Source organism: Micromonospora sp. NBC_01739, assembly GCF_035920385.1.
In the GTDB taxonomy this organism is placed as follows: Bacteria; Actinomycetota; Actinomycetes; order Mycobacteriales; family Micromonosporaceae; genus Micromonospora.
Window position 1 is genome coordinate 1,952,684 of the sequence record NZ_CP109151.1, and the last position, 23,842, is coordinate 1,976,525.

The 23,842-nt window shown below is 68.3% G+C and carries 23 protein-coding genes and 2 pseudogenes; 5 read left to right on the forward strand and 20 right to left on the reverse strand.

From position 1 onward, the window contains the following. Positions 1 to 112: 112 nt before the first annotated feature. Positions 113 to 553 carry a protein-tyrosine phosphatase family protein gene (locus tag OIE53_RS08685; RefSeq protein WP_327026074.1) on the reverse strand — a complete coding sequence of 147 codons (441 nt, stop codon included), beginning with the start codon at positions 551 to 553 and terminating at the stop codon, positions 113 to 115. Positions 554 to 680: 127 nt separating this feature from the next. After that, entirely contained in the window at positions 681 to 1,487 is an 807-nt protein-coding gene (locus OIE53_RS08690) for a DedA family protein (protein WP_327026075.1), read from the reverse strand. Between the two features lie 82 nt (positions 1,488 to 1,569). Between OIE53_RS08690 and OIE53_RS08695 the strand changes: the two genes are divergently transcribed. Next, a complete protein-coding gene (locus tag OIE53_RS08695) occupies positions 1,570 to 2,277 on the forward strand; it encodes a carbon-nitrogen hydrolase family protein (RefSeq protein WP_327026076.1) in 708 nt (235 codons plus the stop codon). Between the two features lie 6 nt (positions 2,278 to 2,283). Here OIE53_RS08695 and OIE53_RS08700 read toward each other — a convergent pair whose 3' ends face one another. From OIE53_RS08700 to OIE53_RS08720, 5 genes are all read right to left on the reverse strand, one after another. Continuing rightward, a complete protein-coding gene (locus tag OIE53_RS08700; protein ID WP_327026077.1) occupies positions 2,284 to 3,855 on the reverse strand; it encodes a protein kinase domain-containing protein in 1,572 nt (523 codons plus the stop codon). Between the two features lie 57 nt (positions 3,856 to 3,912). Next, complete coding sequence (locus OIE53_RS08705; RefSeq protein WP_327026078.1) at positions 3,913 to 4,119, reverse strand: hypothetical protein; 207 nt, start codon at positions 4,117 to 4,119, stop codon at positions 3,913 to 3,915. 2 nt (positions 4,120 to 4,121) lie between these two features. Next, complete coding sequence (locus tag OIE53_RS08710) at positions 4,122 to 5,171, reverse strand: LacI family DNA-binding transcriptional regulator (protein WP_327026079.1); 1,050 nt, start codon at positions 5,169 to 5,171, stop codon at positions 4,122 to 4,124. 108 nt (positions 5,172 to 5,279) lie between these two features. After that, positions 5,280 to 6,113, reverse strand: coding sequence for a helix-turn-helix domain-containing protein (locus tag OIE53_RS08715; RefSeq protein WP_393339471.1), 834 nt, complete (start codon positions 6,111 to 6,113; stop codon positions 5,280 to 5,282). A gap of 186 nt (positions 6,114 to 6,299) precedes the next feature. Further along, positions 6,300 to 6,539 carry a DUF397 domain-containing protein gene (locus OIE53_RS08720; protein ID WP_327026081.1) on the reverse strand — a complete coding sequence of 80 codons (240 nt, stop codon included), beginning with the start codon at positions 6,537 to 6,539 and terminating at the stop codon, positions 6,300 to 6,302. Between the two features lie 255 nt (positions 6,540 to 6,794). On the opposite strand from OIE53_RS08720, the gene OIE53_RS08725 reads away from it, so the two are divergent. Next, positions 6,795 to 7,442 carry a GGDEF domain-containing protein gene (locus OIE53_RS08725; RefSeq protein ID WP_327026082.1) on the forward strand — a complete coding sequence of 216 codons (648 nt, stop codon included), beginning with the start codon at positions 6,795 to 6,797 and terminating at the stop codon, positions 7,440 to 7,442. 59 nt (positions 7,443 to 7,501) lie between these two features. Here OIE53_RS08725 and OIE53_RS08730 read toward each other — a convergent pair. The 4 genes and pseudogenes from OIE53_RS08730 to OIE53_RS08745 form a co-directional block, all read right to left on the reverse strand. Beyond that, a pseudogene (locus tag OIE53_RS08730) lies at positions 7,502 to 8,576 on the reverse strand (IS110 family transposase); the annotation flags it as partial. Between the two features lie 268 nt (positions 8,577 to 8,844). Next, positions 8,845 to 9,081, reverse strand: coding sequence for an IS3 family transposase (locus OIE53_RS08735; protein WP_327026084.1), 237 nt, complete (start codon positions 9,079 to 9,081; stop codon positions 8,845 to 8,847). Further along, positions 9,057 to 9,770, reverse strand: a complete 714-nt coding sequence (locus OIE53_RS08740) for an IS3 family transposase (RefSeq protein ID WP_327026085.1) — start codon at positions 9,768 to 9,770, stop codon at positions 9,057 to 9,059. Before OIE53_RS08740 ends, OIE53_RS08735 begins: the two co-directional genes overlap by 25 nt. Beyond that, positions 9,767 to 10,078, reverse strand: a complete 312-nt coding sequence (locus OIE53_RS08745) for a transposase (RefSeq protein ID WP_327026086.1) — start codon at positions 10,076 to 10,078, stop codon at positions 9,767 to 9,769. Before OIE53_RS08745 ends, OIE53_RS08740 begins: the two co-directional genes overlap by 4 nt. 409 nt (positions 10,079 to 10,487) lie before the next feature. Between OIE53_RS08745 and OIE53_RS08750 the strand changes: the two genes are divergently transcribed. The 3 genes and pseudogenes from OIE53_RS08750 to OIE53_RS08760 all read left to right on the forward strand — a co-directional run. Next, positions 10,488 to 12,920: a type IV secretory system conjugative DNA transfer family protein gene (locus tag OIE53_RS08750; RefSeq protein WP_327026087.1), complete on the forward strand. Its 2,433-nt coding sequence runs from the start codon at positions 10,488 to 10,490 to the stop codon at positions 12,918 to 12,920. 441 nt (positions 12,921 to 13,361) lie between these two features. Next, complete coding sequence (locus tag OIE53_RS08755) at positions 13,362 to 14,024, forward strand: hypothetical protein (protein ID WP_327026088.1); 663 nt, start codon at positions 13,362 to 13,364, stop codon at positions 14,022 to 14,024. 645 nt (positions 14,025 to 14,669) lie between these two features. Beyond that, positions 14,670 to 15,744: pseudogene (locus tag OIE53_RS08760) on the forward strand (IS110 family transposase); the annotation flags it as partial. Positions 15,745 to 15,756: 12 nt separating this feature from the next. On the opposite strand, the gene OIE53_RS08765 reads toward OIE53_RS08760, so the two are convergent. The 9 genes from OIE53_RS08765 to OIE53_RS08805 all read right to left on the reverse strand — a co-directional run bounded on the left by OIE53_RS08765 (position 15,757) and on the right by OIE53_RS08805 (position 23,671). Beyond that, a complete protein-coding gene (locus OIE53_RS08765; RefSeq protein ID WP_327026089.1) occupies positions 15,757 to 16,236 on the reverse strand; it encodes a type II toxin-antitoxin system PemK/MazF family toxin in 480 nt (159 codons plus the stop codon). A 79-nt stretch (positions 16,237 to 16,315) separates the two neighbouring features. After that, on the reverse strand, positions 16,316 to 16,702 hold the full coding sequence (locus tag OIE53_RS08770) for a DUF2267 domain-containing protein (protein WP_327026090.1): 387 nt from the start codon (positions 16,700 to 16,702) through the stop codon (positions 16,316 to 16,318). A gap of 50 nt (positions 16,703 to 16,752) precedes the next feature. Next, positions 16,753 to 17,322 (reverse strand): hypothetical protein, encoded by a 570-nt coding sequence (locus OIE53_RS08775; protein WP_327026091.1) that lies wholly within the window; start codon positions 17,320 to 17,322, stop codon positions 16,753 to 16,755. Positions 17,323 to 17,336: 14 nt separating this feature from the next. After that, a complete protein-coding gene (gene pstB / locus OIE53_RS08780) occupies positions 17,337 to 18,194 on the reverse strand; it encodes a phosphate ABC transporter ATP-binding protein PstB (protein WP_393339175.1) in 858 nt (285 codons plus the stop codon). 1 nt (position 18,195) lies between these two features. Beyond that, the gene (gene pstA / locus OIE53_RS08785; RefSeq protein WP_327026092.1) at positions 18,196 to 19,110 is read right to left on the reverse strand and encodes a phosphate ABC transporter permease PstA; all 915 of its coding nucleotides are present in this window, start codon (positions 19,108 to 19,110) and stop codon (positions 18,196 to 18,198) included. Then, a complete protein-coding gene (pstC, locus tag OIE53_RS08790; protein WP_327026093.1) occupies positions 19,107 to 20,099 on the reverse strand; it encodes a phosphate ABC transporter permease subunit PstC in 993 nt (330 codons plus the stop codon). The genes pstA and pstC overlap by 4 nt, the downstream gene beginning before the upstream one ends. 85 nt (positions 20,100 to 20,184) lie before the next feature. Continuing rightward, positions 20,185 to 21,255: a phosphate ABC transporter substrate-binding protein PstS gene (gene pstS, locus OIE53_RS08795; RefSeq protein WP_327026094.1), complete on the reverse strand. Its 1,071-nt coding sequence runs from the start codon at positions 21,253 to 21,255 to the stop codon at positions 20,185 to 20,187. A 228-nt stretch (positions 21,256 to 21,483) separates the two neighbouring features. Further along, entirely contained in the window at positions 21,484 to 22,128 is a 645-nt protein-coding gene (gene phoU, locus OIE53_RS08800; protein ID WP_327026095.1) for a phosphate signaling complex protein PhoU, read from the reverse strand. A gap of 157 nt (positions 22,129 to 22,285) precedes the next feature. Further along, positions 22,286 to 23,671: an MGH1-like glycoside hydrolase domain-containing protein gene (locus OIE53_RS08805; RefSeq protein WP_327026096.1), complete on the reverse strand. Its 1,386-nt coding sequence runs from the start codon at positions 23,669 to 23,671 to the stop codon at positions 22,286 to 22,288. Positions 23,672 to 23,842 lie beyond the last annotated feature (171 nt).

Here is a 23,842-nt window from a genome sequence, read left to right on the forward strand (position 1 = left end):
CGCTCACTCCACCTCAGGCTCGGCACCTCACCCCCGGACCGCGCTCACTTCACCCCGGGCCGTTGGCCTTGGTCCTACCGGTCGACCGGCGACCGCGCACACCGGGATCACCTCATGTGGGGTGGCTCAGGTGCTCGGGTAGTCGGCGCAGCCAGCGGCGCTGCCACGGGGTCTCCACCGCTTTGGGGCGATAGGCGGCCCGGACCCAGGTGACCGCCTGTTCGGCGGGCAGCCCGTCGAGGATCGCCAACGCCGCCAGGGCAGTGCCGGTACGCCCGGTGCCGCCCCGGCAGGCCACCTCCACCCGCTGGCCGGCGTATCCGCGCCGCAGCGCCTCCCGCAACGCCGCCAGGGCGTCGGCCCGGTCCGTCGGCACCCAGAAGTCCGGCCAGCGCACCCGCCGGTGCGCCCAGGCCGGGGCCGGCCCGGGGGCCAGCAGCAGACTGAAGTCGGCCGGGGAGGCGGGATCGGCGATCCGTCGCCCGCGTACCCGCACCCCGCCGGGCAACTCGACCACCCCGACCTCGTCCGCCCAGCCCGGTCCACCCTCCATCGCCCCAGTCTGCCGCACCGGCAGCTCCCACGGAGGCCCGCCGGGCCGGGGCTGTGGCAGTGGGGCTGTTGAGCACCCGGCGTGTCGGACAGCTCCACTGCCACAGCTGCCAAGGGCCGAGGGCCGGTCAGCGGGGTGGTTCCCGGTCCAGTCGGTGGTCCTGGGCCCAGGCGCTGCGGTAGATGGTGCCGCGTCCCTGCGGGTCGGGGACGCTGGCCGGTTCCGCGTCGGTCAGCCCGGCCCCGCTGTCGTTGGACCGCAGGCCACCGGACCGGCGGGAGCGGCGCAGCCGGGTCACCACGAACCACCCCAACCCGAGTACGCAGGCGACGATGACCAGGTTCTGGAGGATGCCGGCGTACGACTCGACCAGGTGCCAGTTGTCCCCGAGCAGGTATCCGGCCAGCACGAAGGTGGTGTTCCAGATCAGGCTGCCCAGGGTGGTGTAGACCACGAAGGTGAGCAGCGGCATCCGCTCCACACCGGCCGGGATGGAGATCATGCTCCGGAAGATCGGGATCATCCGGCCGAAGAAGACCGCCTTGACCCCGTGTCGGAGGAACCACTCCTCGGTGCGGTCGATGTCGCTGAGCTTCACCAGGGGCAGCTTGGCGGCGATCGCGCGGACCCGCTCCCGGCCCAGCTTGGCGCCGATCCAGTAGAGGGCCAGCGCCCCCAGCACGGAGCCGAGGGTGGTCCAGAAGATCGCGCCGACCACGCTCATCCGGCCCTGGGCCGCGACGAACCCGGCCAGCGGCAGGATCACCTCGCTGGGAATGGGTGGGAACAGGTTCTCCAGCGCCACGGCCAGGCCGGCGCCCGGTCCGCCCAGGCGCTCCACCAGGTCGGTGACGAAGCCGACCAGCCCGTCCTCGGGCGGCGCGGACTGACTGACGACGCCGACAGGGGACGCGGCACGCGGAATGTGAATCACCTGTACCACCCTACGAACCATCGCGGGATGGCGCTGTGTGGGTATCGACTCGGCATGAGGGGAGAACCTAGGGTGGGCGACAGTGGAGAATCAACTCGGCCGTGACCGCCTGCGGCTCGCGGTGGCCCAACCCCGGTGTCGGGCGTACGACATCGGGGCCAACGTGGCCGCTCACGCGGCCCTGGTCGAGGCGGCGGCGGCCCGGGTGGTGGTTTTTCCGGAGCTGTCCCTGACCGGATATGAGCTGGACGCTGCCCCGGTCGATCCGGCTGATCCCCGGCTGGCTCCCCTGGTGGAGGCCTGCGCGGCGGCCGGGTCACTGGCCCTGGTCGGCGCACCGGTGGCCGGGGACCACATCGCCCTGGTCGCGGTGGACGGCACCGGGGCCCGGGTGGCGTACCGCAAGATGTGGCTCGGTGGGTACGAGCCCCGCCGGTTCCTGCCCGGTGCGGAGCCGGTGGTGCTGACCGTGGACGGCTGGCGGCTGGGGCTGGCGATCTGCAAGGACACCGGGGTGGCCGAACACGCCGCCCGTACCTGTGCCCTGGGGGTGGACGTCTACCTGGCCGCCGTGCTGGAGTCGGCGGCCGATGTGGCCGTACCCGACCAACGGGCCCTACGCACGGCCACCACCCACGGGGTGCATGTAGCGGTGGCCAGCTTCGCCGGACCGACCGGCGGCGGTTACCGGGAGACGGCGGGCCGTTCGGCGGTGTGGGCCCCGGACGGTACGGTGCTGGCCCGGGCCGGCGGCGACCCCGGGGAGTACGCCCTGGCGATCCTGACCTGACCTGGGTCAGTCGTCGCGGGGCAGGGCGTCCTCGACCCGGTCGAGCAGGTCGTCCATGCGGTCGGCGAAGTCGCCCGGGATCCGACCCCGGTCGGATTCCTTCTCCAGGCGCTCCCGCAGGTCCTCGATCCGCTTCTGCCGATCCTCGGCCTTGCCGGCGGCGAGCTTGGCCAGGTCCTTGCGGAGCCGGTCGGCCACCTTGCGGTCGAGACCGTCGGTGAGCTGCGCCTCGGTGAGCAGGGCGATGAACTCGGTGGCGAACTCCCGCAGGCTGACCGGGTCGGGGGGTGCCTGCGACGGGCTGGGGCGCTTCGTCGCGGGCGCGGCCGAGGTGGGGGCGGCGGCCGGGGCACTGGCCGGCGCAGCCGCGGGGGCCGGATCGTCGGCCCCGTCGGGGACCAGCAACACCCCCAGCCCCACCAGGACGACCAGGGCGGCGGCCACCACCCCGACCGGAGGGCGGCGGCGTGGGCCGGGGATTGCCGGTGTGGGGCCGCCGGACCGGTCCACGGGGGACAGTGGCCCAGGGGTCGGGCGGGCGGACCAGGGCTCGGTCGCCTGCTGGGGGTAGCGCCCCGCGTGGTTGTGCTGTTCCGGGTCGGGACGGTCGACCAGGGTCGGTGGATGACCCGCTGCTCCCGCCGGGGCGGTGGTCGGCTCGTCGTGGCCGGGGATGATCGGCAGCACGGCCGTGGTGGGGCCGGCTGCGCTCGCGGCGGCGGTGTGCCATCGGGCGGCGAGTTGCCCGGCCGTGGGTCGCCGCCCGGGTTCCGGGTCCAGGCAGGCCAGCACCAGGGCGGCGGAGTCGGCCGGCAGCCCGGCCACCCGCAGCGGCGGCACCGGACGCCGGTTGGCGTGCACCACCAGGGCGTCCTCCCAGCTGCTCACCGGCAGCGGCACCGCACCGGTGAGGGCGCGGTAGAGCAGGACCCCCAGGGCGTACACGTCGCTGGCCGGATCCGGTGCGGCGGCCCGCAGCCGCTCGGGGGCGGTGTACGCGGGGGTGCCCATCATGGGTTCACCGACGGTCCCGGCGGCGGACGGCGGCCCGGCCAGGGCGGCGATGCCGAAGTCCAGCACCTTGGCGCCGGTGTCGGTGAGCATGACGTTCGCGGGTTTGATGTCGCGGTGCACCACCCCGATCCGGTGGGCGGCGGCCAGGGCGGCGGCGACCTGGGCGGCCATCCGCAGGGCCGCCGGCCAGGCCAGCGGCCCCTCGGCCAGCCGGTCGGCCAGGTTGCGCCCCTCGACCAGTTCCATCACCAGGTACGGCACGACCCGCCCGTCCAGGGCGGCCTCACCGTAGTCGTACACCTGGGTGACGTGGGGGTGAGCCAGCCGGGCCGCGGCGCGGGCCTCGCGGCGGATGGCGGCCCGCAGATCGGGGTCGGCGGCGAAGCTGGCGGCCAGCACCTTAACCGCCACCGGGCGGCCGAGGACCTCGTCCTCGGCACGCCACACCTCGGACATGCCGCCGAGGCCGATGCGCTCACGCACCACGTACCGGTCGTGCAGGCGCAGGTGGGGGGTGAAGGAGGACATCAGCGCCCAGTCTGCCTGGTCGGTCGGTGCGCGCACCACCCGGCGGTGCGGGTGGTGCGCGGGCCGGGCCGTAGGTGTCTGCGGTGTCGGTCGCTACCGGGTGCAGTACGGGGTGGCGGTCCGCGGGGCGGGCTGGATCTGGTCGGCCAGTCGCCGCAGGGTCACGGCGGCGAGGTGGCGGGCACCGTTCAGGCGCGGGGTACGCGGCGGATCGGGAATGATCGGCGCGTCCGGCCGAGCGGAATTGACGTGTCGGGTGACCGCGTCGATGGCGAAGACGAAGCCGGTGGGCTGTTCCATGGTCAACTCCTCGGGGCGGGTCCGGTGCTGGTCCGGACGACGAGCGTGGTGGGCAGCAGGATCTGGTGTGCGTCGGGGTCCACGGGCGGGTCTAGCAGGAGTTCCGCCGCGCGACGCCCCTTCTCCACGCCGGGTTGGCGCACGGTGGTCAGGCCGGCGGGCGCGGCCTCGGCGATGTCGTCGAAGCCGGTGACCGAGAGGTGTCGGCCGGCATCGCGCAGGGCGTCGAGGGTGCCTAGGGCGAGCACGTCGGCGCAGGCCAGCACGGCGGTGATCGGCTCGGGCAGGGCATCCGGCGCGCGCACGGCGGCGGCACCGGCGGGACGGCTGTTGTCGGCCGCCGAGAGGATCGTCAGGTGCGGCCAGTCGACCCCGACGGCCGCCAGGGCGTCGGCGAAACCGGCCAGGCGTTCCCGGGTGGTGGGGTGCGGCACCTCGGCCACCTCGCGGACCCGGACCCGCCCGGGCGCGGCGTCCGGCAGCACGCTGTCGGCTAGCAGGGCGATCCGCCGATGGCCGAGCCCGGTCAGATGCTCGGCCACCGACCGGGCGGCGGCCCGCTCGTCGATGCCCACCCACCGGTCCTCCGCCCGGGGGCGGGCCGAGGTCGTGACGAAGGGCAGTCCACGGTCACGGATCGTGTCGACGATCTCCCCCTCCTCGTCGCCGCCGCAGTAGACGCAGAACCCGTCGACGGCGGCGTTCTCCACGGCCTTGCGGGCACCGGCCGCGTCGGCGGGCAGCGGCACCAGCAGCAGGCTGCTGTCGTGCCGCTCGGCCGCCTGCGCCACGCCGGTGAGGAACTGCGTGGCGAAGGGATCGGTGAAGGCGTAGGACAGCCGGGAGGTGAACAGCACCCCGATGGCGCCGACGTAGCCGCGGCGCAGTGACCGGGCGGTCGGGTCCGGGCCGGCGTAGCCCATCTCCCGGGCCGTGTCGAGGATGCGTTGCCGCAGTTCCCTGGAGAGCTGGTCCGGGCGGCTGTAGGCATTCGACACGGTGCTGCGGGAGACACCGACCGCCTCGGCCACCGCGCGCAGGGTGGGTTTCACCGGCCCCTCCCTTCTGGATCGATTCAGACTGGATCGATCCAGAGACTAGCCGCACCAACCGACGGATGTCAATCGAATGACGGAAAGTGACGGTGGGGCAGCGACCGATCAGTCGTCCGCGAACTCCGCGATGATCCCTTCCAGGATCTCCGGGGTACGCTCCGGCGGCTCGGCCTCCACACAGAGGCGCTCCATGGCCACCGCGTAGAAGTCCAGGTCTTCCCGCTTGTCCAGGTAGAGCGCGCTGGTCAACTGTTCGATGTAGACGATGTCGGGCAGGTCCTGGTCGCCGAAACGCAGAATGGTGAAGGCGCCCCCGGCGGCGGCATGTCCACCGGCGGCGAAGGGCACGACCTGCAACCGGACGTTAGGGGTACGGGTCGCCTCCAGCATCGCCTGCAACTGACCCCGCATCACCTTCGGCCCGCCGATCGGCCGGCGCAGCGCGGCCTCGTCGACCACCGCCCACAGCCGGGGCGGACGCGGTCGACGCAGCAACTCCTGGCGGTGCATCCGCAGGTCCACCCGGCGCTCGATCTCCGCCGGATCGGCCTGGCCGTGGCCGAGTCGCACCACGGCGCGGGCGTACTCCCGGGTCTGCAACAGCCCCGGGACGAACTGGACCTCGTAGCTGCGGATGAGCGCCGCCGCCGCCTCCAGGCCGAGATACGACTGGAACCACGAGGGCAGCACGTCACCGTACCGGTGCCACCACCCTGGGTTGTTGGCGTCCCGGGCCAGTTTGAGCAGGGCGGCGCGTTCCTTCTCGTCGGTGACCCCGTAGAGGGTCAGCAGGTCGGCGACGTCGCGCTCCTTGAAGCCGACCCGGCCCAGCTCCATCCGACTGATCTTCGACTCGGATGAGCGGATCTCCCAGCCGGCGCTCTCCCGGCTGACCCCGCACGACTCCCGCAGCCGCCGCAGCTGTGCGCCCAGCAGCATCCGCAACACGGTCGGGCCTACCGCCGCGCCCTCCTCGGCGGAAACCATGGTCACCTGCCGCCCTCCGCATGCCGTCGTCGATCGTGCCGGTGGACCGGCCCGACCGACGTGTAAGCATGCCATGAACCTTCAGTGAGGTGAACATCCATCCCCGTGCACAACAAATCCCGTCGGTGGGATCCCGGGTCAGCCGATCAGATGATCGAAGTCTCCATCGCGGGCCCCGCGCACGAAGGCCGCGATCTCGTCGACCGTGTAGATCAGCGCCGGCCCCTCGGGGTGTCGGGAGTTGCGCATCGCGATACCCGCCCCCCCAGGCAACTGGGCCAGCTCGACGCAGTTCCCACTGGGATTACTGCGACGGCTCTTCAGCCAGGCGAGGGGAGGCAACTCGTTGGCGGGGACACCGTTGGGCGGCTGTTGCATGGGGTGTCTGTTCTCTCCGGTAGGCGCCGACGCCGTGGGAGGAGCGGTAGCGGCACGAGGATGTGGTTTCTCGTTCATTTGCACGTGCATCTGCTATTGCATCTGCAATGGACAGCGAGCATGATAGCGCATGTGTGTGGTGCCCATCCGCTCACAATCTGTTACGCAAACCTGGTTTCCACCAGGGGAAACGGACATGTTTGGCGACGCTCGTCGGCCAGGGGTGGGCGCGTGTGACGGCGAGGGGAGGATCTTGTGCCGGATCCGCTGACGGTCGCCTCCGGCATCTGTGCGGTGGGTGCCCTGCTCTCCTCGTGGCAGATGGGTCGCCGAGCCGTACGTGCCGAGGCCGAGATCGGCCGCCTTCAGGCTGAACTCGCCGCCGAGCGGCACGCCGCCAGCCACGATCCGTTGACCGGTCTACCCAACCGGCGTGCCTTCTACCGGCTGGCGACTGCGCTGCTCACCGACTCCGCCGGCCGACCCCTGGTGGCCGTGATCCTCGACCTGGACGACTTCAAGCAGATCAACGACCGGTACGGCCACGCGGCCGGAGACAAGGTCCTGATCAGTGTCGCCGAGCGGTTGGCCACCTTCGCCGGAGACAATCTGGTGGCCCGGCTCGGGGGTGACGAGTTCGCCGGTCTGCTGGCCAGCCCGACGGTCGACCACCGCTGGATCGACCACGCCACCGGGCGCCTGTACGACATGCTCGCCGCACCGATCTGTCTCGGCCCCACCACCGTCCGGGTGACCGCCTCGGTCGGGCTGGCACCGGTGCACGGGACCCAGCTCATCGAGGCTTTGGACCGTGCCGACGCGGCGATGTACGAAGCCAAGAGTTTGGGGGCGGCCCGCTCCCGCCGGGCGTTACGCGAAACACCGCACCTGGCCGAGTGCTGACCGACACGGCCGAGTGCGGGTGCAGTCGGTGCGCCGGGAGTCAGTGAGATGCTTCTATAGCTGTCAAGTGGTGCTGGTGGCTGGGTGGGCGCTGTTCAGGGTCCGGAAGAGTTGCCGGCTGATGTAGCGCTTGAGGCTGCGCATGATCTCGCGTTTGGTGCGTCCTTCGCGTGTGCGGCGGGTCACGTAGTCGCGGGTGCGGGGGTCGTGGCCCATGCGGACCAGCGCGACGGTGTAGAGCGCTCGGTTGAGGCGTCGGTCGCCGCCGCGGTTGAGCCGGTAGCGGGTGGTGTTGCCTGATGAGGCCGGTAGTGGTGACGCGCCGGCCAGGGCTGCGAACGCGGCTTCGGAGCGGACGCGGCCAGGGTGGGACCAGGCCAGTAGGACGGTGGTGGCGACGACGGCGCCGACGCCTGGCAGGGCGAGCAGTTGTGGTGCTTGTGCGGTGACAGTTTCGTGTAGCGCGGTGTGGTTGGCGGCGAGTTCTGCGTCGAGGGCACGGATGCGACGCGCTAACCGGGTCGCCTCGGCGCGGCAGACGGCCAGGGTGGCGTTGTCGTTGCGGGTGCGCCAGGCCGCGATGGCGGCGATCGTGGTGGTGGTCAGGGTGCGGCGGGCGTCGATGTCGAGGTTGACGGTGCGTAGCAGCGCGGTCAGCGCGGTCAGCGCGTTGACCGCGCGGGTGCGTTCGCCGTTCATCTGTTCGCGAGCCGCTGTCAGGACGCGCAGGGCTGTGCGATCGCCGCCGGCCCGTGGCCAGCACAGTTCGTTGATGTCGAGGCTGCGAGCTGCTTGGGCCATCGCGACGGCGTCCACGACGTCGCTCTTGCCCCGGCGACGCCGGGTGGTGGCCGCGACGTCGGGGGCCTCGGCGACGGTCAAGCCGGCTGCAGTTAGCTGCTCGGTGAAGGTGGCGCCGTAGGAACCAGCGCCGTCGATGACGATCAGCGTCGGCGCCTGGTGGGTGTGGCGTTGGATCCCGTCGACGGCACGGCGCAGCCCTGACGGGCTGGTCGGGAATTGAGCCTGCTGCCCGAGTGCGCCGGTGCCAGCGGTGATCAGGGCGAGTGTGTGGGAGGCGGCGTGGGTGTCCACGCCGATGACGAAGTCGTACTGGTCTGCGACGATGGCCATGGCGGCGTACTGCCTTCCCGGGAGACGTCGTGACGGCGTCGGCCCGGGAGATGTGTGCTCTCGAGGCAGGACTGTGATGAGCCACGATCCGCTGCAACGGACCGGGCAAGCTTCTGATCAAGCCACCGAGAGGGGCAGGGCCGGCGCCCGACCACGGACCGGATGGGCAGATCTCACTGAGAGCACCCTGTGGGGCCACCATTTTCATGAGCCACACCCAGCCGCGATCATCACGCTGTGAGGTACCCCCGATCACGCGGAGGGCTGGTTAGCAGGCCACGGCCTGCTCATGGGTGGTGTTCACGGGGTTCGTTGGATCGACGTTCTTTGCGTACCAGGCAGCCTCGTACTCGTCCGGGGACAGCCAGCCGAGGTCTTTCTGGATGCGTTCGCGGTTGTACCAGCCGTCGATGTAGGTGAAGATCGCGTTCTCCGCCTCGTCGCGGGTGCGCCACGAGCATCGGTAAACCAGTTCGATCTTCAGGGTGGAGAAGAAGTTCTCCATAAGGGCGTTGTCGTAGGAGTCGCCGACGGACCCCATCGAGGGCAGGATGCCGTTGTCGGCCAGGCGTTGCGTGAAGCGGAACGAGGTGTAGTTACCCCGCGATCCGAGTGGTGGATCAACTGTCCGTCGCGCACGTCACGTGACCAGATCCCGTACTCGAGTGCGCCCAGGACGAGGTCGGTGTTGCACCGGTCGGAGGTCTTCCAGCCCACGATTCGGTTGGAGAATGCGTCACGCACCGCGGCCAGCCACAACACCCCGTCACCCGTGACGATCCGGGTGGCGTCGGCCACCCACAGCCGGTTCGGGGCGTCGGTGGTGAAGTTCCGGTTGACCAGGTCCGGCGCCGGATCGGCTTTCGGGTTCTGCTTCGTGGACCCGCCCCGCCAGCCCTTGCGTAGGAACGCGCCGTGCAGGTCGTGTTCACGCATCAGCCGCTCGACGCGCTTGCGGCCGACGCGGATGCCCCGGCGGGCGAGGGTGGCGTGCACGCGCGGGCTGCCGTAGGTCTGCCCGGACCGGTCGTGGATGTCGACGATCTCTGACAGCAGACCGCGATCCTCGACCTCCCGCGGTCCGCGAGCGGCGTCTCGGGCCAGCCATCCGTAGTAGGTCGACGCCGCGATGTTCAGGACCCGGAGGATGGGCTCGACCCCGAAGCGGCCCTTCAGCTCGTTGACGAGCGTCATGACCATCGCCGGGTCGGGTCGAGTTCCGATGCGAAAAAAGCCGAGGCGGCCTTCAGGATCTCGTTGGCTCTGCGCAGCTCGGCGTTCTCTTTGCGCAGCCGGCGCAGTTCCTCGACCTCGTCGGTGGTGGGCCGGTCGAAGCGCTCACCGTGATCGGCCTCGTCCTGGCGGATCCAGTTACGCAACGCTTCGGGATGCACACCGAGTTGCTCGGCCAGACGCTTGATCACCGGTTTGGGGTCGGACTCCCGGTAGAGCCGCACCGCACGCTGGCGCAGCTCGTCCGGGTACTTACGAGGGGCGGGCACAGAGAACCTCCTGGTCAGGGCCTATAAGACCACGATCGAAAGTCTCCGAGCTACCGGGGGAACCTCAGCCCGACCAGCCAAAACCCACGATGAAAAGCGCTCGCTGTCTTACCGGGAGCCTCACCTCACCCAACCACCGGCCTCCTCCACACCACTGACCTGCACCATCAGGTTGGGAACGGCTCAGTCTTCATCTCCCCAGATCGACCAGCAGCATCGTCGGCGGCCCTGCCATAGGCTCCTTCGGACGTATAGACCGTCAAGACCATGCGAAAGGCCAGACACCCCAGCCTCTCATCCGGGCGACAGCACAACTGAGATGCACTAGCATCGGCTCACCTGAATGAATGAGCCTGGCAAGGACAGCCGGAGTCTAGCCCGCGTTGGAATGACCTTGGGGGATCGAATGGTGGCGAGGGTCAGCGGAAAGCAGGACGGGTACGGCTCGGTCGACAATTACGATCTTGTAGGATATCGCGTGACCCCGTCACGAACTCTCCTCAGCGACGACAAGCAGCGGCTAGATGTCGATATGGAAAGCTTGCTGTCGTCTCTCGCCTATCCGCCACCGGGCGTAAATAGCTTGGCGTTCGATCTGCGGTATCTCGCGATCCAAGACTCGTCATTAACTGGGAAACAGCTCGTCGTCGCCCTGTTGTGTCGCCTCAACTTCGCGCCAGGTGGAGTCGCTCGAGAGAAGGCCATCGCCACAAACTTCAGACACCAGTTCGGCGAGCTGCTCAGCCTCCACCTCGAAGAATATGATTACCGGGTCACGCATATCGACAGCGGCGACATTTGGATGTACCTGCAGCCATTCGAAGTGACGGACTATGTAGAGCTGCAGCGTCGGGTGACAAAGCTGCGCCCACTCCGTACATCTAGGTTCGAGGGCCGAAGCCCGATGAGTCGCACGGTGGACATGCTGCTTCGCCAGGAAGGACAAGTGTGCTTCTCCACCTACCTTGAGCCGCATGAGCTGACCGAGGACGAAAGCCGTGAGCTTGAATTGTTTGGCTACGAGAGCGACATCCTCCCATCGGATGATCGCGACCTCAAGGACCTTAGACTGCTGCTAACAGAAGATGGCGGAGGCCAGCGTGGCACGAGCACACCATTTCGGGTTGCGGTCCGCCTTGCGTCAGACCGACCAATATCACAATATGTAATTAACCTCCTAGGAACCGAGGTTAGCGGCCGCAAATCCTACGCATACGTGCGCCCCACGGGAGACGAACTGGGAGGCGCAACAGAATCGCTGGCGAATCTGCGGTTCTTTAGCTCTACAACTTCGTACGGTCGAGATATACTTCCGCCATCCTTGCAGAACCTGTTGGACAAGTTTGCGCTTAGCGAGGCATTGTCGGTGTTCCGACTACCTACAGAGCGGATCGCCACATCCCGGGAGCGTACATTTCGAACCTACCATGCGCCTGTCGCAAACTTGCCGTCGAATGGACTACTGCTCGGCGAAGCCGAGCATCCGAGTTATCAGGAACCCCTTCCTGTCCACATCAAGAAGGCCGACCGTCGCCGACACGTCTATATTATCGGCAAGACTGGAACCGGCAAATCGATGCTTTTACTGAACATGATCGTAAATGATATTAACAAGGGGTCCGGTGTCTGTGTAGTTGATCCACATGGCGATCTCGTCGAGGCGGTATTCGGCCACATTCCTGAGAGTCGCGCCAATGACGTCATTTTGTTCGATCCGGCTGATCCAGAGCGAGTGGCAGGTTTGAACTTCCTCGAAGCAACGTCGAACGATCTGACCAGCGAGAAGGACTTCCTTGTTCAAGAGATCATCATGATGGTCATGCGGATGGTCGACTATGACGTGTCTATGTATGGACCAGTAGGGCAGCAGATGACCCGGATAGCATGTCAGACCCTCATGGCATTACGCGAGCCGGCAACCCTACTTGAGGTTCCACGCCTGTTCGCCAGCGACAAGTTCAGGAACTCGGTTCTTTCCGAAATCGCCGATGACGAGCTCCAGCGTTGGTGGAGGGAAGAGTGGCAAACAAAGACAGAATACCAAAAGCAGGAGGTGATGAACTGGTTTACGTCAAAGTTTCAGCAGTTTATCTCAGCGCCGTCCGTTCAGCGAGTCGTCGGACAGACGCGCTCCACGTTCGACTTTAAGGCTGTGATGGATGAGAGAAAGATACTTTTGGTCAATCTGTCGCGGGGCAAGCTTGGCAGCCTGAACTCGGCGGCACTTGGCGGCATGGTGGTGAGCAAAATGCTCTGGGCAGCGACGCGCAGGGCTTGGGACCCCGAAGAGTCTCGAAGAGATTTTTACCTCTATGTTGACGAGTTTCAAAACTTTACGTCCGACAGTTTTGAAACGATTCTTTCCGAGGCTCGGAAATATCGGCTCAATCTTGTGGTAGCGCATCAGCACCTAGGACAGTTGCATGCGATGGGGCGGCTCGGAAACAGAATAGAGCGAGCTGTTTTCGGTAACGTCGGGACGATGATTTCATTTCGCGTGGGCACGGACGCTGGAAGGATTGCCGATGAATTAGGCACGCCGGTTGATTCAGCCACGCTACGTAGCCTCCAAAACAGATTCTGCGTAGCGCAACTGCTAGTGGACGACGTTCCGACCACTCCTTTCACGATGCGGACTACGACGTACAACGCGCCCAGCCCTGCTGCCCTAGAGGTAGGTGCGCAGATCCGTGAGCAGGCCAGGTTGCGAAACGCCCAGGTTGTCGACATCGAGCGAAGCATCAAGGAGCGATGGAGCAAGGGAGCCAGTAATGAGTCCAGAACGCAAGGCCCAGGATGGATTCCTCGACCCGCATTCTCTAGAATCGGTGACAGCGATTGAGCGATCAACGGAGAGTGAAAAGAACGTCGTGGAGGGTGCAAGAATTGCACCAATCAACTTCGGCAGGATTGAACGCAGCGGAGTCACGCCCAGCGACCTGGAAGCCCGCATTTTCGCTCGGCTCCTACAGAACTTGCGGATTCGCAACGGCGGGTGGCGAGATGCACTGTCGCTGAGTGGAGCGAGGATTTATGCAAGAGAACTCCGGCGGTCGGCGTCAGGGAGCGACTCTAGGGTGAGGGAATCGTTAGATAATCATCGTGATCCACGTTTTTCCGAGAGTGGGCGGGTGGGCCGGGAGCGCAGTGGCGATGAGCGTCTGAATCAGGTGTGGCTTGCTCTTGAATTGTTGCGCTACAAGTTGGCCCGCATTTTGCTTCTGAGGGCGGCGGGTATCCGCCTAACGGCGCAGCGTGATGCCGCGAGGATGGCGTCCATTTCATGAACACAGCGGTAACTATAATTTCTTTCGTCACGGGCATCGTATCTCTTATCGTGGGTATGTTTGCTGTCTGGCTCAGTGTTGTTCTCTATCGGTTCAGCAATGACGCTCAAGAGCAGATCCGAGGGACTGCGGAGCGCGTCGAAAAGGCCGTTTCAGTTCTAGATGAGCAGTTGCGTTATCTCCATGCTGACACATTTTCGCTCGTTAGAGAGACGTTCGGCGACATGCGAGCTGCAGTCTGGTCGACCCGCAACGATGACACAACGGACGATAGTGCGGCCACGATCGCGGCCACGCTAACTAAGGAGATGACTTCGCTGAGGGAGCAACTGCTGGCGGATATCTCTAAAGTGACCTCGGTGACAGGTAGCGGCGCCTCGGAACTTCATGCCGCAGTTGATACGGCGATCAGGCACTCGGTGGATGCTGGGTTGATGGTTCGTGACGAGGTCGTTCACCGAGCGATCCTGCATGAGATAAGCAAGGCTGGATCCGATGGCTGTGTTGCTGCGGCGGTGGTGACGGCGGCTGGGCAAGAGTTCCCGTTTGGGGTCGTGGTTCGGGGTTTGAAAAACTTGCGGGCGAGTGGTCACCTCAGGTGGAGCGGTGAGCTGCAACCTCTTTCAGTGGTTCATGTAACAACCCCGGAAGCCTCGTGAATATTTCCTCAACGCGCCGCTCACGTCCGCGCTAATAGCTACTTGGCTGCTACAGAACTCGGCATCATAGGCAGTTGCCGACGTGATTTTGCGCCTGTTTCATAATGGCCAACCACCGAGGAATAAGGTAGAGTTTCTCCGCTATCGGGCGCAGGCGACGGTCACGTCGTGTGCCTCGCCGGTCATCGCCGCCGACGTCCAGACGAAGCGTTCGGCAGTGCCAGCGATGACCTGCACGTTTATCCCATACAGTCGGTTCCCAGAGTAGTGCGCGGCTTTTGTTCGTACACGCGGTAGATCGGGACAGGGTGTCGTCGAGAATCGCGTAGGTCAGCCGTTGGATTTTACTTTGAAGGTAGGTGTTGGCTGGCCTGGGGCTGGCTGGCTGGCTGGCTGGCTGGCTGGGTCAGCGTGATGATCGCGGCTGGGTGTGGCTCATGAAAATGGTGGCCCCACAGGGTGCTCTCAGTGAGATCTGCCCATCCGGTCCGTGGTCGGGCGCCGGCCCTGCCCCTCTCGGTGGCTTGATCAGAAGCTTGCCCGGTCCGTTGCAGCGGATCGTGGCTCATCACAGTCCTGCCTCGAGAGCACACATCTCCCGGGCCGACGCCGTCACGACGTCTCCCGGGAAGGCAGTACGCCGCCATGGCCATCGTCGCAGACCAGTACGACTTCGTCATCGGCGTGGACACCCACGCCGCCTCCCACACACTCGCCCTGATCACCGCTGGCACCGGCGCACTCGGGCAGCAGGCTCAATTCCCGACCAGCCCGTCAGGGCTGCGCCGTGCCGTCGACGGGATCCAACGCCACACCCACCAGGCGCCGACGCTGATCGTCATCGACGGCGCTGGTTCCTACGGCGCCACCTTCACCGAGCAGCTAACTGCAGCCGGCTTGACCGTCGCCGAGGCCCCCGACGTCGCGGCCACCACCCGGCGTCGCCGGGGCAAGAGCGACGTCGTGGACGCCGTCGCGATGGCCCAAGCAGCTCGCAGCCTCGACATCAACGAACTGTGCTGGCCACGGGCCGGCGGCGATCGCACAGCCCTGCGCGTCCTGACAGCGGCTCGCGAACAGATGAACGGCGAACGCACCCGCGCGGTCAACGCGCTGACCGCGCTGACCGCGCTGCTACGCACCGTCAACCTCGACATCGACGCCCGCCGCACCCTGACCACCACCACGATCGCCGCCATCGCGGCCTGGCGCACCCGCAACGACAACGCCACCCTGGCCGTCTGCCGCGCCGAGGCGACCCGGTTAGCGCGTCGCATCCGTGCCCTCGACGCAGAACTCGCCGCCAACCACACCGCGCTACACGAAACTGTCACCGCACAAGCACCACAACTGCTCGCCCTGCCAGGCGTCGGCGCCGTCGTCGCCACCACCGTCCTACTGGCCTGGTCCCACCCTGGCCGCGTCCGCTCCGAAGCCGCGTTCGCAGCCCTGGCCGGCGCGTCACCACTACCGGCCTCATCAGGCAACACCACCCGCTACCGGCTCAACCGCGGCGGCGACCGACGCCTCAACCGAGCGCTCTACACCGTCGCGCTGGTCCGCATGGGCCACGACCCCCGCACCCGCGACTACGTGACCCGCCGCACACGCGAAGGACGCACCAAACGCGAGATCATGCGCAGCCTCAAGCGCTACATCAGCCGGCAACTCTTCCGGACCCTGAACAGCGCCCACCCAGCCACCAGCACCACTTGACAGCTATAGAAGCATCTCAGTGCCAGCCGTAGCCGTTACGCAGGGCGGCGCCCACCCGGTCGAAACGGGCCCGATCCAGCACCGCGCCCTCGCGTCGGATGCCGTCCTCCCGCATGGTCAGCACCCGGTCCAGCCGCACCCAGCTGGGTCGGTTCTCCCGGTCCCACTCCCCCGGCCCGAGGGCCAGCCAGTGCCGCTCGCCGTCGCGATCCCGGCTGGAGAGCATCAGCCCGAACAGGGTCCTGCTGTGGCGGCCCACCACCAGCACCGGCCGGTCCTTACCCTGACGGGGATCGTCCTCGTAGGACACCCAGGTCCAGACGATCTCCCCCGGGTCGGCCTGGCCGTCGGGTTCCGGGGCGTAGGACAGTTGACGGCGTTGCAGCGCGGTCACCTGACGGGGCCGCGCGACCTTCGCCGGGGTCGGCCCGGAACGCCGGGGGGACGGGATCACCGCGCCGACACGAGCCGCCATACTCCTCAACAGACCTGCCACGGCGGGCAGCCTACCGGCCGGGGCCCACCCTCCCGGCGGCAGGGAGGCGTACCCGACCGGACTGCTGGCCGCCGGCCGCTCAGGGCCAGGTCTGGTCCGGCCCGGCGACCGGATCCACGGTGCCGTCCGGGGCCGTGGGCAGCCCGGCCACCAGGGCCCGGAACTCGTCGACGGTGACGGCCTCGCGCAGGGTCGCGAAGACCGCCGCCGCCCCGAGGCCCGCCGTCTGCTCGTCCACTCCGGCCCGGGCCCCTACCCGGCGCAGGAAGTCCCCCGGCCCGTCGGTGAGCAGTTCACCGGAGGGCCCGCTCAACTCCTGCGGCAGGTACCCGGTGGGATCGGTCGTCGGCTCGCCGGTCATCCGCTCCGCCAGGGTGCCCAGCACCGCACGGGCCACCGCGGCGGACAGGTCCGTCGACAGCCCGGACCGACGCGACACCGCGTCGACGAACAGGGGAAACCGCACCGCACCCTCCCCTCGTCACGAGCGGCGCTGGTTACCCCCGCCCGGTCCGACTAAACGACGGCCCCTCCTCGGTCGGGGCGCGAGCGGCGGGCCGCGTGCCAGTCGGCGGCCCGATCCGGGTCCACCCGGTAGCACCGCTCGCGGGGGGCCTCCGGCCGCCCGGGTACCCGGTCGAAGGGAAGGCCCCGCCTCGGGTAGTCATGGTGGATCTTCAACACCCGGGTCAGTCCCGCCATCGCCCCGACGATCTTCTGCCGGGGCAGCCCGGTGCGTCGGCTCAACTCCTCGACGGTGAACTGTCGTCCCGGCTCGGCAGCCAGGGCGTCGAGCAGCGCCGCGACCGTACGGTGGGTGGCGCTGCGGCCCAGGCTGAACCGCCGCAGGTCCTCGATCGTCCACCCCTCGGCCGGGGCCTCGGGCCCGGCAGGGGGGCGGCGTCGCGACACCGATCCGTGTCGCCGCCGGGCTTCCAGGTCGGTCAGCAGGCGGGTGACCTGCGGCAGGTACGCCACCGGCACGGCCACCAGGACCACGGCGGCGTCCGGTTGCAGGGCGCCGACGTCCAGCAGGGCCTCGGCGGCGTACGGGTGATGGTGTCCGCGTACCCGATGGGCGGCCAACGCGACGCCGTCACTCAGCCGAAGCGACCGGTGATGTAGTCCTCCGTACGCTTGTCCGCGGGGTTGGTGAACAACTTGCCGGTCTGGCTGTACTCCACCAGCCGGCCGTGCCGCACCTGCTGGTCGTCCACCTCGGCGGTGAAGAAGGCGGTGTAGTGGCTGACCCGGGCCGCCTGTTGCATGTTGTGGGTGACGATCACGATGGTGTAGTCGCTGGTCAGCTCGGTCATCAGGTCCTCGATCTTCGCCGTGGCGATCGGGTCGAGCGCCGAGCAGGGCTCGTCCATCAGGATCACCTCGGGCTTGACCGCGATGGTCCGGGCGATGCACAGCCGCTGCTGCTGACCGCCGGACAGGGCCAGGGCGCTCTTGCGCAGCTTGTCCTTCACCTCGTCGAAGAGGGCCGCCTTGGTCAGGGCCTCCTCGACATGGTCGTCCAGGCGGCCCTTGATGCCGTTGATCCGCAGCCCGTAGGCGACATTGTCGAAGATGGACTTCGGGAAGGGGTTGGGCTTCTGGAACACCATGCCGATGCGGCGGCGGACCTGGATCGGGTCGACGTCGCGGGCGTACAGGTCCTGGCCGTGGAAGGAGACCTCGCCACTGACCCGGGCACCCGGGATGGGGTCGTTCATCCGGTTCAGGGCCCGCAGCACTGTCGACTTGCCACAGCCCGAGGGCCCGATCATCGCGGTGACCTGGTTCTGCTGGATCGGCATGGTGGTGCCGCGAACCGCCTCGTAGCTGCCGTAGTAGACGCTGACGTCGCGCAGCTGCATCACCGGCGCCTCGGTGGACTCGGCGCCGCTGTTGCCCGCGGCGTGCATCGCTACGGACGGACGGGTGGTCAGGGTGGTGTCGTAGCTGGCCATGTCAGCGCTCCTTGATGGCGAACCGGCTGGAGATGAAACGAGCGATGATCGTGAAGCTGAGCACGATCACGATGAGGGTCAGGGCCGCGCCCCAGGCCCGGTCCTGGGCGGCCGGGAAGGAGGTGCTGGCGTTGCGGAAGATCTGCGCCGGCAGGGCGGTGTTGGAGCCGTCGAAGAGGTTCCAGTTGGGGGTGAAGACGATGCCGGTGACGATGATGATCGGCGCGGTCTCGCCGGCGGCGCGGGCCACCGCCAGCAGGGACCCGCTGGTGATGCCGGAGATCGCCGCCGGCAGCACCACCGTCAGGGTGGTCTTCCACTTGCGTGCACCCAGGGCCATGCTGGCCTGCCGCAACTCGTCGGGGACCAGCCGGAGCATCTCCTCGCTGCTGCGGATGACCACCGGCAGCATCAGGCAGGCCAGGGCCAGCGCCCCGGCGAACCCGGTCTGCTGGCCGACGAGCAGCACCCAGCTGAGATAGACGAAAAGCCCCATCACGATGGACGGGACACCGGTCATCACGTCGGCCATCAGCCGGATCACCCGGGCCAGTGGCCGCTGCTTGCCGTACTCGTTGAGGTAGATCGCCCCGAAGACCCCCAGCGGGATCGCCATCAGCGCGGCGGCCCCCGTGATGAGCAGGGTGCCGACGATGGCCGGCGCCATCCCGCCGCCCACCCGGCGGTACGAGTTCGGGATGTCCTCGGTCAGGAAGGACAGGTTCATCACCCCCGCTCCCTTGCTGACGACCGTGTAGGTCACCAGGGCAAGGGGGATGACGGCGAGCAGCACGGCGCCCCAGATGAGGGCTGTGGCGAGGTGGTTGGTGAAGCGGCGGCGACCCGACAGGGCGGCCCGGGTCAGGTCGGGTCCGCTGGTTGCCGGGCGGGTGGCCGGGGGTGCGGTGACGCTCACGCGACGCTTCCCTTCATCCGGGCCTCGGCCCGACGGACGACCGTCCGGGCCAGCACGTTGATCAGTACCGTCATCGCGAACAGCACCACCCCGAGGCCGATCAGGGCGGCGGTGAAGGTGCCGGTGGATTCACCGAACTGCTGCACGATGACGGCGGCCATCGAGTTGCCGGGGGCGAACAGGTTGGCGGAGATGTTCGTGGCCCCGCCGATGACCAAGGCCACCGCGATCGTCTCCCCCATCGCCCGGCCCAAACCGAGCATCACCGCGCCGACGAGACCGCCGAAGCTGTGGGGGAACACCGCGCCCCGGATCATCTCCCAGCGGGTGGCGCCGAGGGCCAGGGCGGCGTCCTTGTCCGCGCGGGGCACCGTGCTGAACACCTCGCGGGTGATCGAGGTGATGATCGGCGTGACCATGATCGCCAGGATGAGACCGGCCGTCATGAAGTTGCGACCGCTGCTGACCGGGCCGAAGATGCTGCCCAGCACCGGGACGCCGCCGAAGACCTCGTGGGCCCACTGGTAGACCGGAACCATGGCGGGGGCGACGACCAGGATGCCCCACAGGCCGAACACCACCGAGGGTACGGCGGCCAGCAGGTCGATCACGGTGACCGCCGGTCCGCGCAGTCGGCGCGGCGCCAGCTCGGTGAGAAACAGCGCGATGCCGACCGAGACCGGCACGGCGAACAGCAGGGCGATCAGCGACGAGACGGCCGTGCCGTACGCGAAGGACAGCGCGCCGAAGATGGCGTCGCCGGCTGCCGGGTTCGGGTCCCAGGTCCGCTCGGTGAGGAAGCGCAGGCCCATCGCGTCGAAGGCCGGCCAGGCCTCGCGGACGGTGGTGATCAGGATCAGCCCGAGGATCGCCAGCACCAGCAGACCGGTGCCGAGGGTCCACCAGGAGAAGAGGCGGTCGCCGAGGGCGCTGCCGCCGCGGTGGGCCAGCGTCGACCGGGAGACGGGGGTCTTGTTCGTCAAGGTCATCTTCACTCCAGCTCGGGTACCCCGCTGGGGACGGGATCCGGTGATCCCGTCCCCAACTGGACGCCCTCTGCGATCTTGGTCTCGATCAGCTCTGGATCTTGTCGACCTGGGCCAGTGCCTTCTCCTTGAGGGAGGCCGGCAGCGGCGCGAAGTCGATCTCCTTGGCCAGGTCCTGGCCGTCGTTGAGCAGGTAGGTGAGGAAGCCCTTGACCAGGTCCGCCTTGGCGGCGTCACCGTAGGAGGTCTGCACGATGATGAAGGTCGGCGCGGTGATCGGGTACGCGGTGGCACCGGCGGCGTTGAGCGGGTTGTAGCTCAGGTCCTCGGCGATCTCGGCGCCCTCCAGACCGGCGGTGGTGCCCTCCAGGGTCGGCTCGACGAACTGGCCGTCCTTGTTCTTGATGGCGGCGAACTTCAGGCCGGTGGCCTTGGCGTCGCTGAGGTCCACGTAACCCACGGCACCGTTGGTCTGCTGCACGATCTGCGCGACACCGGTGTTCTTCTCGCCGCCCTGGGTGTTGGCCGGCCAGTTCACGGTGTCACCGCTGCCGAGCTTCCAGGTGCCCGCCGCGGCGGCCTCGAGGTACTTGGTGAAGTTGCTGGTGGTACCCGAGCCGTCCGAGCGGTGCGCGACGACGATCGGGGTGTTGGGCAGTTCCACACCCGGGTTGTCCGCCTTGATCGCGGCATCGTCCCAGGTCTTGATGTCGGTCTGGAAGATCTTGGCGAGGGTCTCCGGGCTGAGCTGGAGCTTGTCCACGCCCTGCAGGTGGTAGGAGACCGTGATCGGCGCCGCCACCGTCGGGATGTAGAGGAAGGAGCCCGGCGCCACGCCGTCGGTCTCCTTGACCAGGCTGTCCGTACCGGCGAAGTCGACCAGACCCTCACCGAACTGCTTCTTGCCGGTGCCCGAGCCGGTCGCGTTGTAGGTGACCGTCACCTTGCCGGCCTCATCCTTGAAGGCCTCGACGACCTCCTGGTAGTAGGCGTCGGGGAAGCTCGCCCCGGACGCCTTCAACTCGCCGGACAGGTTCGCGTAAGCGCCGTCGCCGCCGCTGGGCTCCGTGCTGTTGTCGTTGCTTGCGCAGCCGGTAAGCGCGAGCGCGGCAAGCGCGACGCCAGCGAGGACGCGCCGCGAAAGCACGTTGCGGTTCACCAGGTAAGCCTCTCTATCGGGGTGCATCAGCCCGTCCGGGCCGTACGAGAGTCAAGGTGCCAGGCCCAGGTAGCCGGACCCCTGGAACCAGGTGAACGAAGAGTGAACTCGGTGTCCCCGGTGGTGGCCCACCGGCGACGAGATGTGACGTTCCGGCACTTGGGCGCCGGATGTCCGGATAAGGCCGGCCTGATCAGCGCCGGAGGGACCCTGCGGCAACCGCCGGTTTCAGCGCCGCAGGGTTCCGGCGTCCAGGTCGACGACCTGGCGGGCGATGTTCACCGCCTGGTCGGCGTACCGCTCGTAGTAGCGGCCGACCAGCGCCAGGTCGATCGCGGACTCCACCCCGTAGGGCCAATCGGAGACCAGCATCGACAGCAGGCGTTCCTGCGCGGCGTCCACCTCGTCGTCGTCGAGCCCGAACTGCATGGCGTCCAGCCGGTCGCGGGTGGCCAGCAGCACGGTCGTCTTGTCGGCCATCCGGGCCGCCGCCTCCGCCATCTGGGCCAGCACCGGCACCGCCGGCTGCGGCACCACCCCCACCGGGTGGCGCATCAGGACCACCTTCGCGATGTGCGCGGCCAGGTCACCCATCCGTTCCAGGGCGGCGGCGATCCGCAGCGCGGACAGCACCAGCCGCAGGTCGGAGGCGACCGGCTGGTGCCGTACCAGCACCTCGGGGATCATCTGCTCGGCCTGCGCGCGGCAGCGGTCCAGGACGAGGTCACCGGCGATCACCGTCTCGGCGGCGTACCGGTCGACGTCCAGCAGGGCGACGCTGGCCTGCCGGATCGCCGTACCGGCGTCGCGGCTCATCCTGGCCAGGACCCCGGTGAGGCGGTCGAGGCGCTCGTCGAAGCTGTCCCGACCCATCGCCCCTCCGTTGGCGTACCCGGGGCCGCGGCCGTCCCGCCGCCACACCGACGGCGCTGCAAGCGCGTCCGCCGGGCCCTGGCCAGCAACCTACCCGCCGAATCCGTCCCGCGCCCGCCGGCCGATGTCAGCCGGGGTCCCGGCTGTGCACCAGCCGTCAACCGAGGGCTCGTCCCTTCGTCTCGGCGAGCAGGTCCAGTAGGAGGGCGGCGGTCCAACTGAAGGCCGGGGAGCCCAGACCAGCCCCGGTCTCCGGGTGGAAGTACTCGTGGCACCCCGCGGTAGCCACCGCCTCGATCATCGAGGTGGCCAGGCCGTCGGCCAACCGGGGGTGACCGTGGGTCAGCAGCCCGTACCGGACCAGCCAGGTGATGTTCATCCAGCTGGGGCCCCGCCAGTAGCGCAGCGGCTCGAAGTCGGCCGCGGTGCGGTCGTGGCTGGGCAGCGGCCGGGCCATCCGGGCAGCCAGCCCGAAGCGGGATGAGCCGGCCTCGGCGAGAATCGCCTCGACCTGCTCCGCCGGCAGGTCGGGCAGGATCACCGGCGTCAGCCCGAGCACCGTCCGGGCCGGGGTCAGTCGGCCGGTACGCAGATCGCGGGGGTGGAAGGTGCCGGTTCTCGGGTCGTACAGCCGGTCCACCAGGGCGGTGGTGATCCGGGCGGCCCGCCGGTGGTGCGGGCCGGGATCCGCCCCGATCTCCCGGGCGATCTGCGCCAGGGCCGACTCGGCCGCCCCCATGGCCGCGTTGAACAGCGGACACTCCACCAGGAAGGGATGCCGATCGGCTAGGTCCTCGTCCCGGTAACCCCCCGCCCGATAGGCGGTGACGAGCGCGACGTAGCGGGCGTAGTCCAGGTCCGTGGGGCGGTGCGCGGCCGCGGCGTGCACGATGTCGCGCCGACGGTACGCACCCGGCACCGCCTCCTCGGTCGGCACGGCGGCCAGCGGCTCGTCCCAGGCCGGGCTGTTGTCCAGGCCGGACTCCCAGGGGTGCACGATGCTGGCCAACCCGGCACCACCGAGGTCCCGACGGCTGCTCAGGTAGTGCTGCTGGGCCACCAGGCGCGGATAGAGCCAGCCCAGGGCGGCACGGCCCCGCTCGGAGGGTGCCCGGCGGTAGGCGTGCCAGGCGGCCAGCGCGTGCACCGGCGGCTGGACCAGCCCGGAGGTGGCCCGGGCCGGCGCCCCCTCGATCAGCGTCGAACCCCAGAACCGAGGCCCCGGGAAGTACGCCTCGTCGGAGACCGCGGGGTTGAAGACGATGTGCGGCACCCGCCCGTCGCGCCACTGCGCCTCGAACAGGCTGGTCAGCTCCGACCAGGTGCGCTCCGGGCGGAGATGGGCCCAGCCGATCGCGATGAAGGCCGAGTCCCAGCTCCACTGGTGCGGGTAGAGGGTCCGGGAGGGCACGGTGTGTGCCTGCGCCCAGTTGGCCTCCAGGGTGGCCCGGGCCAGGGCGACCAGCCCGGGGTGATCCCGTGGTGGGCGGTCGACAGCCGGGGTCGGCACCGGCTCGACCGGCGATCCGACGTGTTTGACCATGTGTCACTTCCCGGTAGCGCTGGGCTTCAGAATAGAGCCCGGCAACCGCGGCACGCATCGAGGGCGGTAGGTTCCGGCGACACCGCCGCCGCCCTGCAGGTGAGCGGCCCCGACGGGATAATCTATGAACCGACGCATACCGGTCGAAGATTTTCGATGGACCGCGTCGAT

What these genes read in the sequence shown, in the direction of transcription:
- OIE53_RS08685 (WP_327026074.1), bottom strand. Translation starts at nt 553, where the DNA reads ATGGAGGGTGGACCGGGCTGGGCGGACGAGGTCGGGGTGGTCGAGTTG.
- OIE53_RS08705 (WP_327026078.1), bottom strand. Translation starts at nt 4,119, where the DNA reads ATGGAACAGCCCACCGGCTTCGTCTTCGCCATCGACGCGGTCACCCGA.
- OIE53_RS08715 (WP_393339471.1), bottom strand. Translation starts at nt 6,113, where the DNA reads ATGCTGCTGGGCGCACAGCTGCGGCGGCTGCGGGAGTCGTGCGGGGTC.
- OIE53_RS08720 (WP_327026081.1), bottom strand. Translation starts at nt 6,539, where the DNA reads ATGCAACAGCCGCCCAACGGTGTCCCCGCCAACGAGTTGCCTCCCCTC.
- OIE53_RS08735 (WP_327026084.1), bottom strand. Translation starts at nt 9,081, where the DNA reads ATGGAGAACTTCTTCTCCACCCTGAAGATCGAACTGGTTTACCGATGC.
- OIE53_RS08740 (WP_327026085.1), bottom strand. Translation starts at nt 9,770, where the DNA reads ATGACGCTCGTCAACGAGCTGAAGGGCCGCTTCGGGGTCGAGCCCATC.
- OIE53_RS08755 (WP_327026088.1), top strand. Translation starts at nt 13,362, where the DNA reads ATGAACACAGCGGTAACTATAATTTCTTTCGTCACGGGCATCGTATCT.
- pstB (WP_393339175.1), bottom strand. Translation starts at nt 18,194, where the DNA reads ATGGCCAGCTACGACACCACCCTGACCACCCGTCCGTCCGTAGCGATG.
- pstC (WP_327026093.1), bottom strand. Translation starts at nt 20,099, where the DNA reads ATGACCTTGACGAACAAGACCCCCGTCTCCCGGTCGACGCTGGCCCAC.
- phoU (WP_327026095.1), bottom strand. Translation starts at nt 22,128, where the DNA reads ATGGGTCGGGACAGCTTCGACGAGCGCCTCGACCGCCTCACCGGGGTC.
- OIE53_RS08805 (WP_327026096.1), bottom strand. Translation starts at nt 23,671, where the DNA reads ATGGTCAAACACGTCGGATCGCCGGTCGAGCCGGTGCCGACCCCGGCT.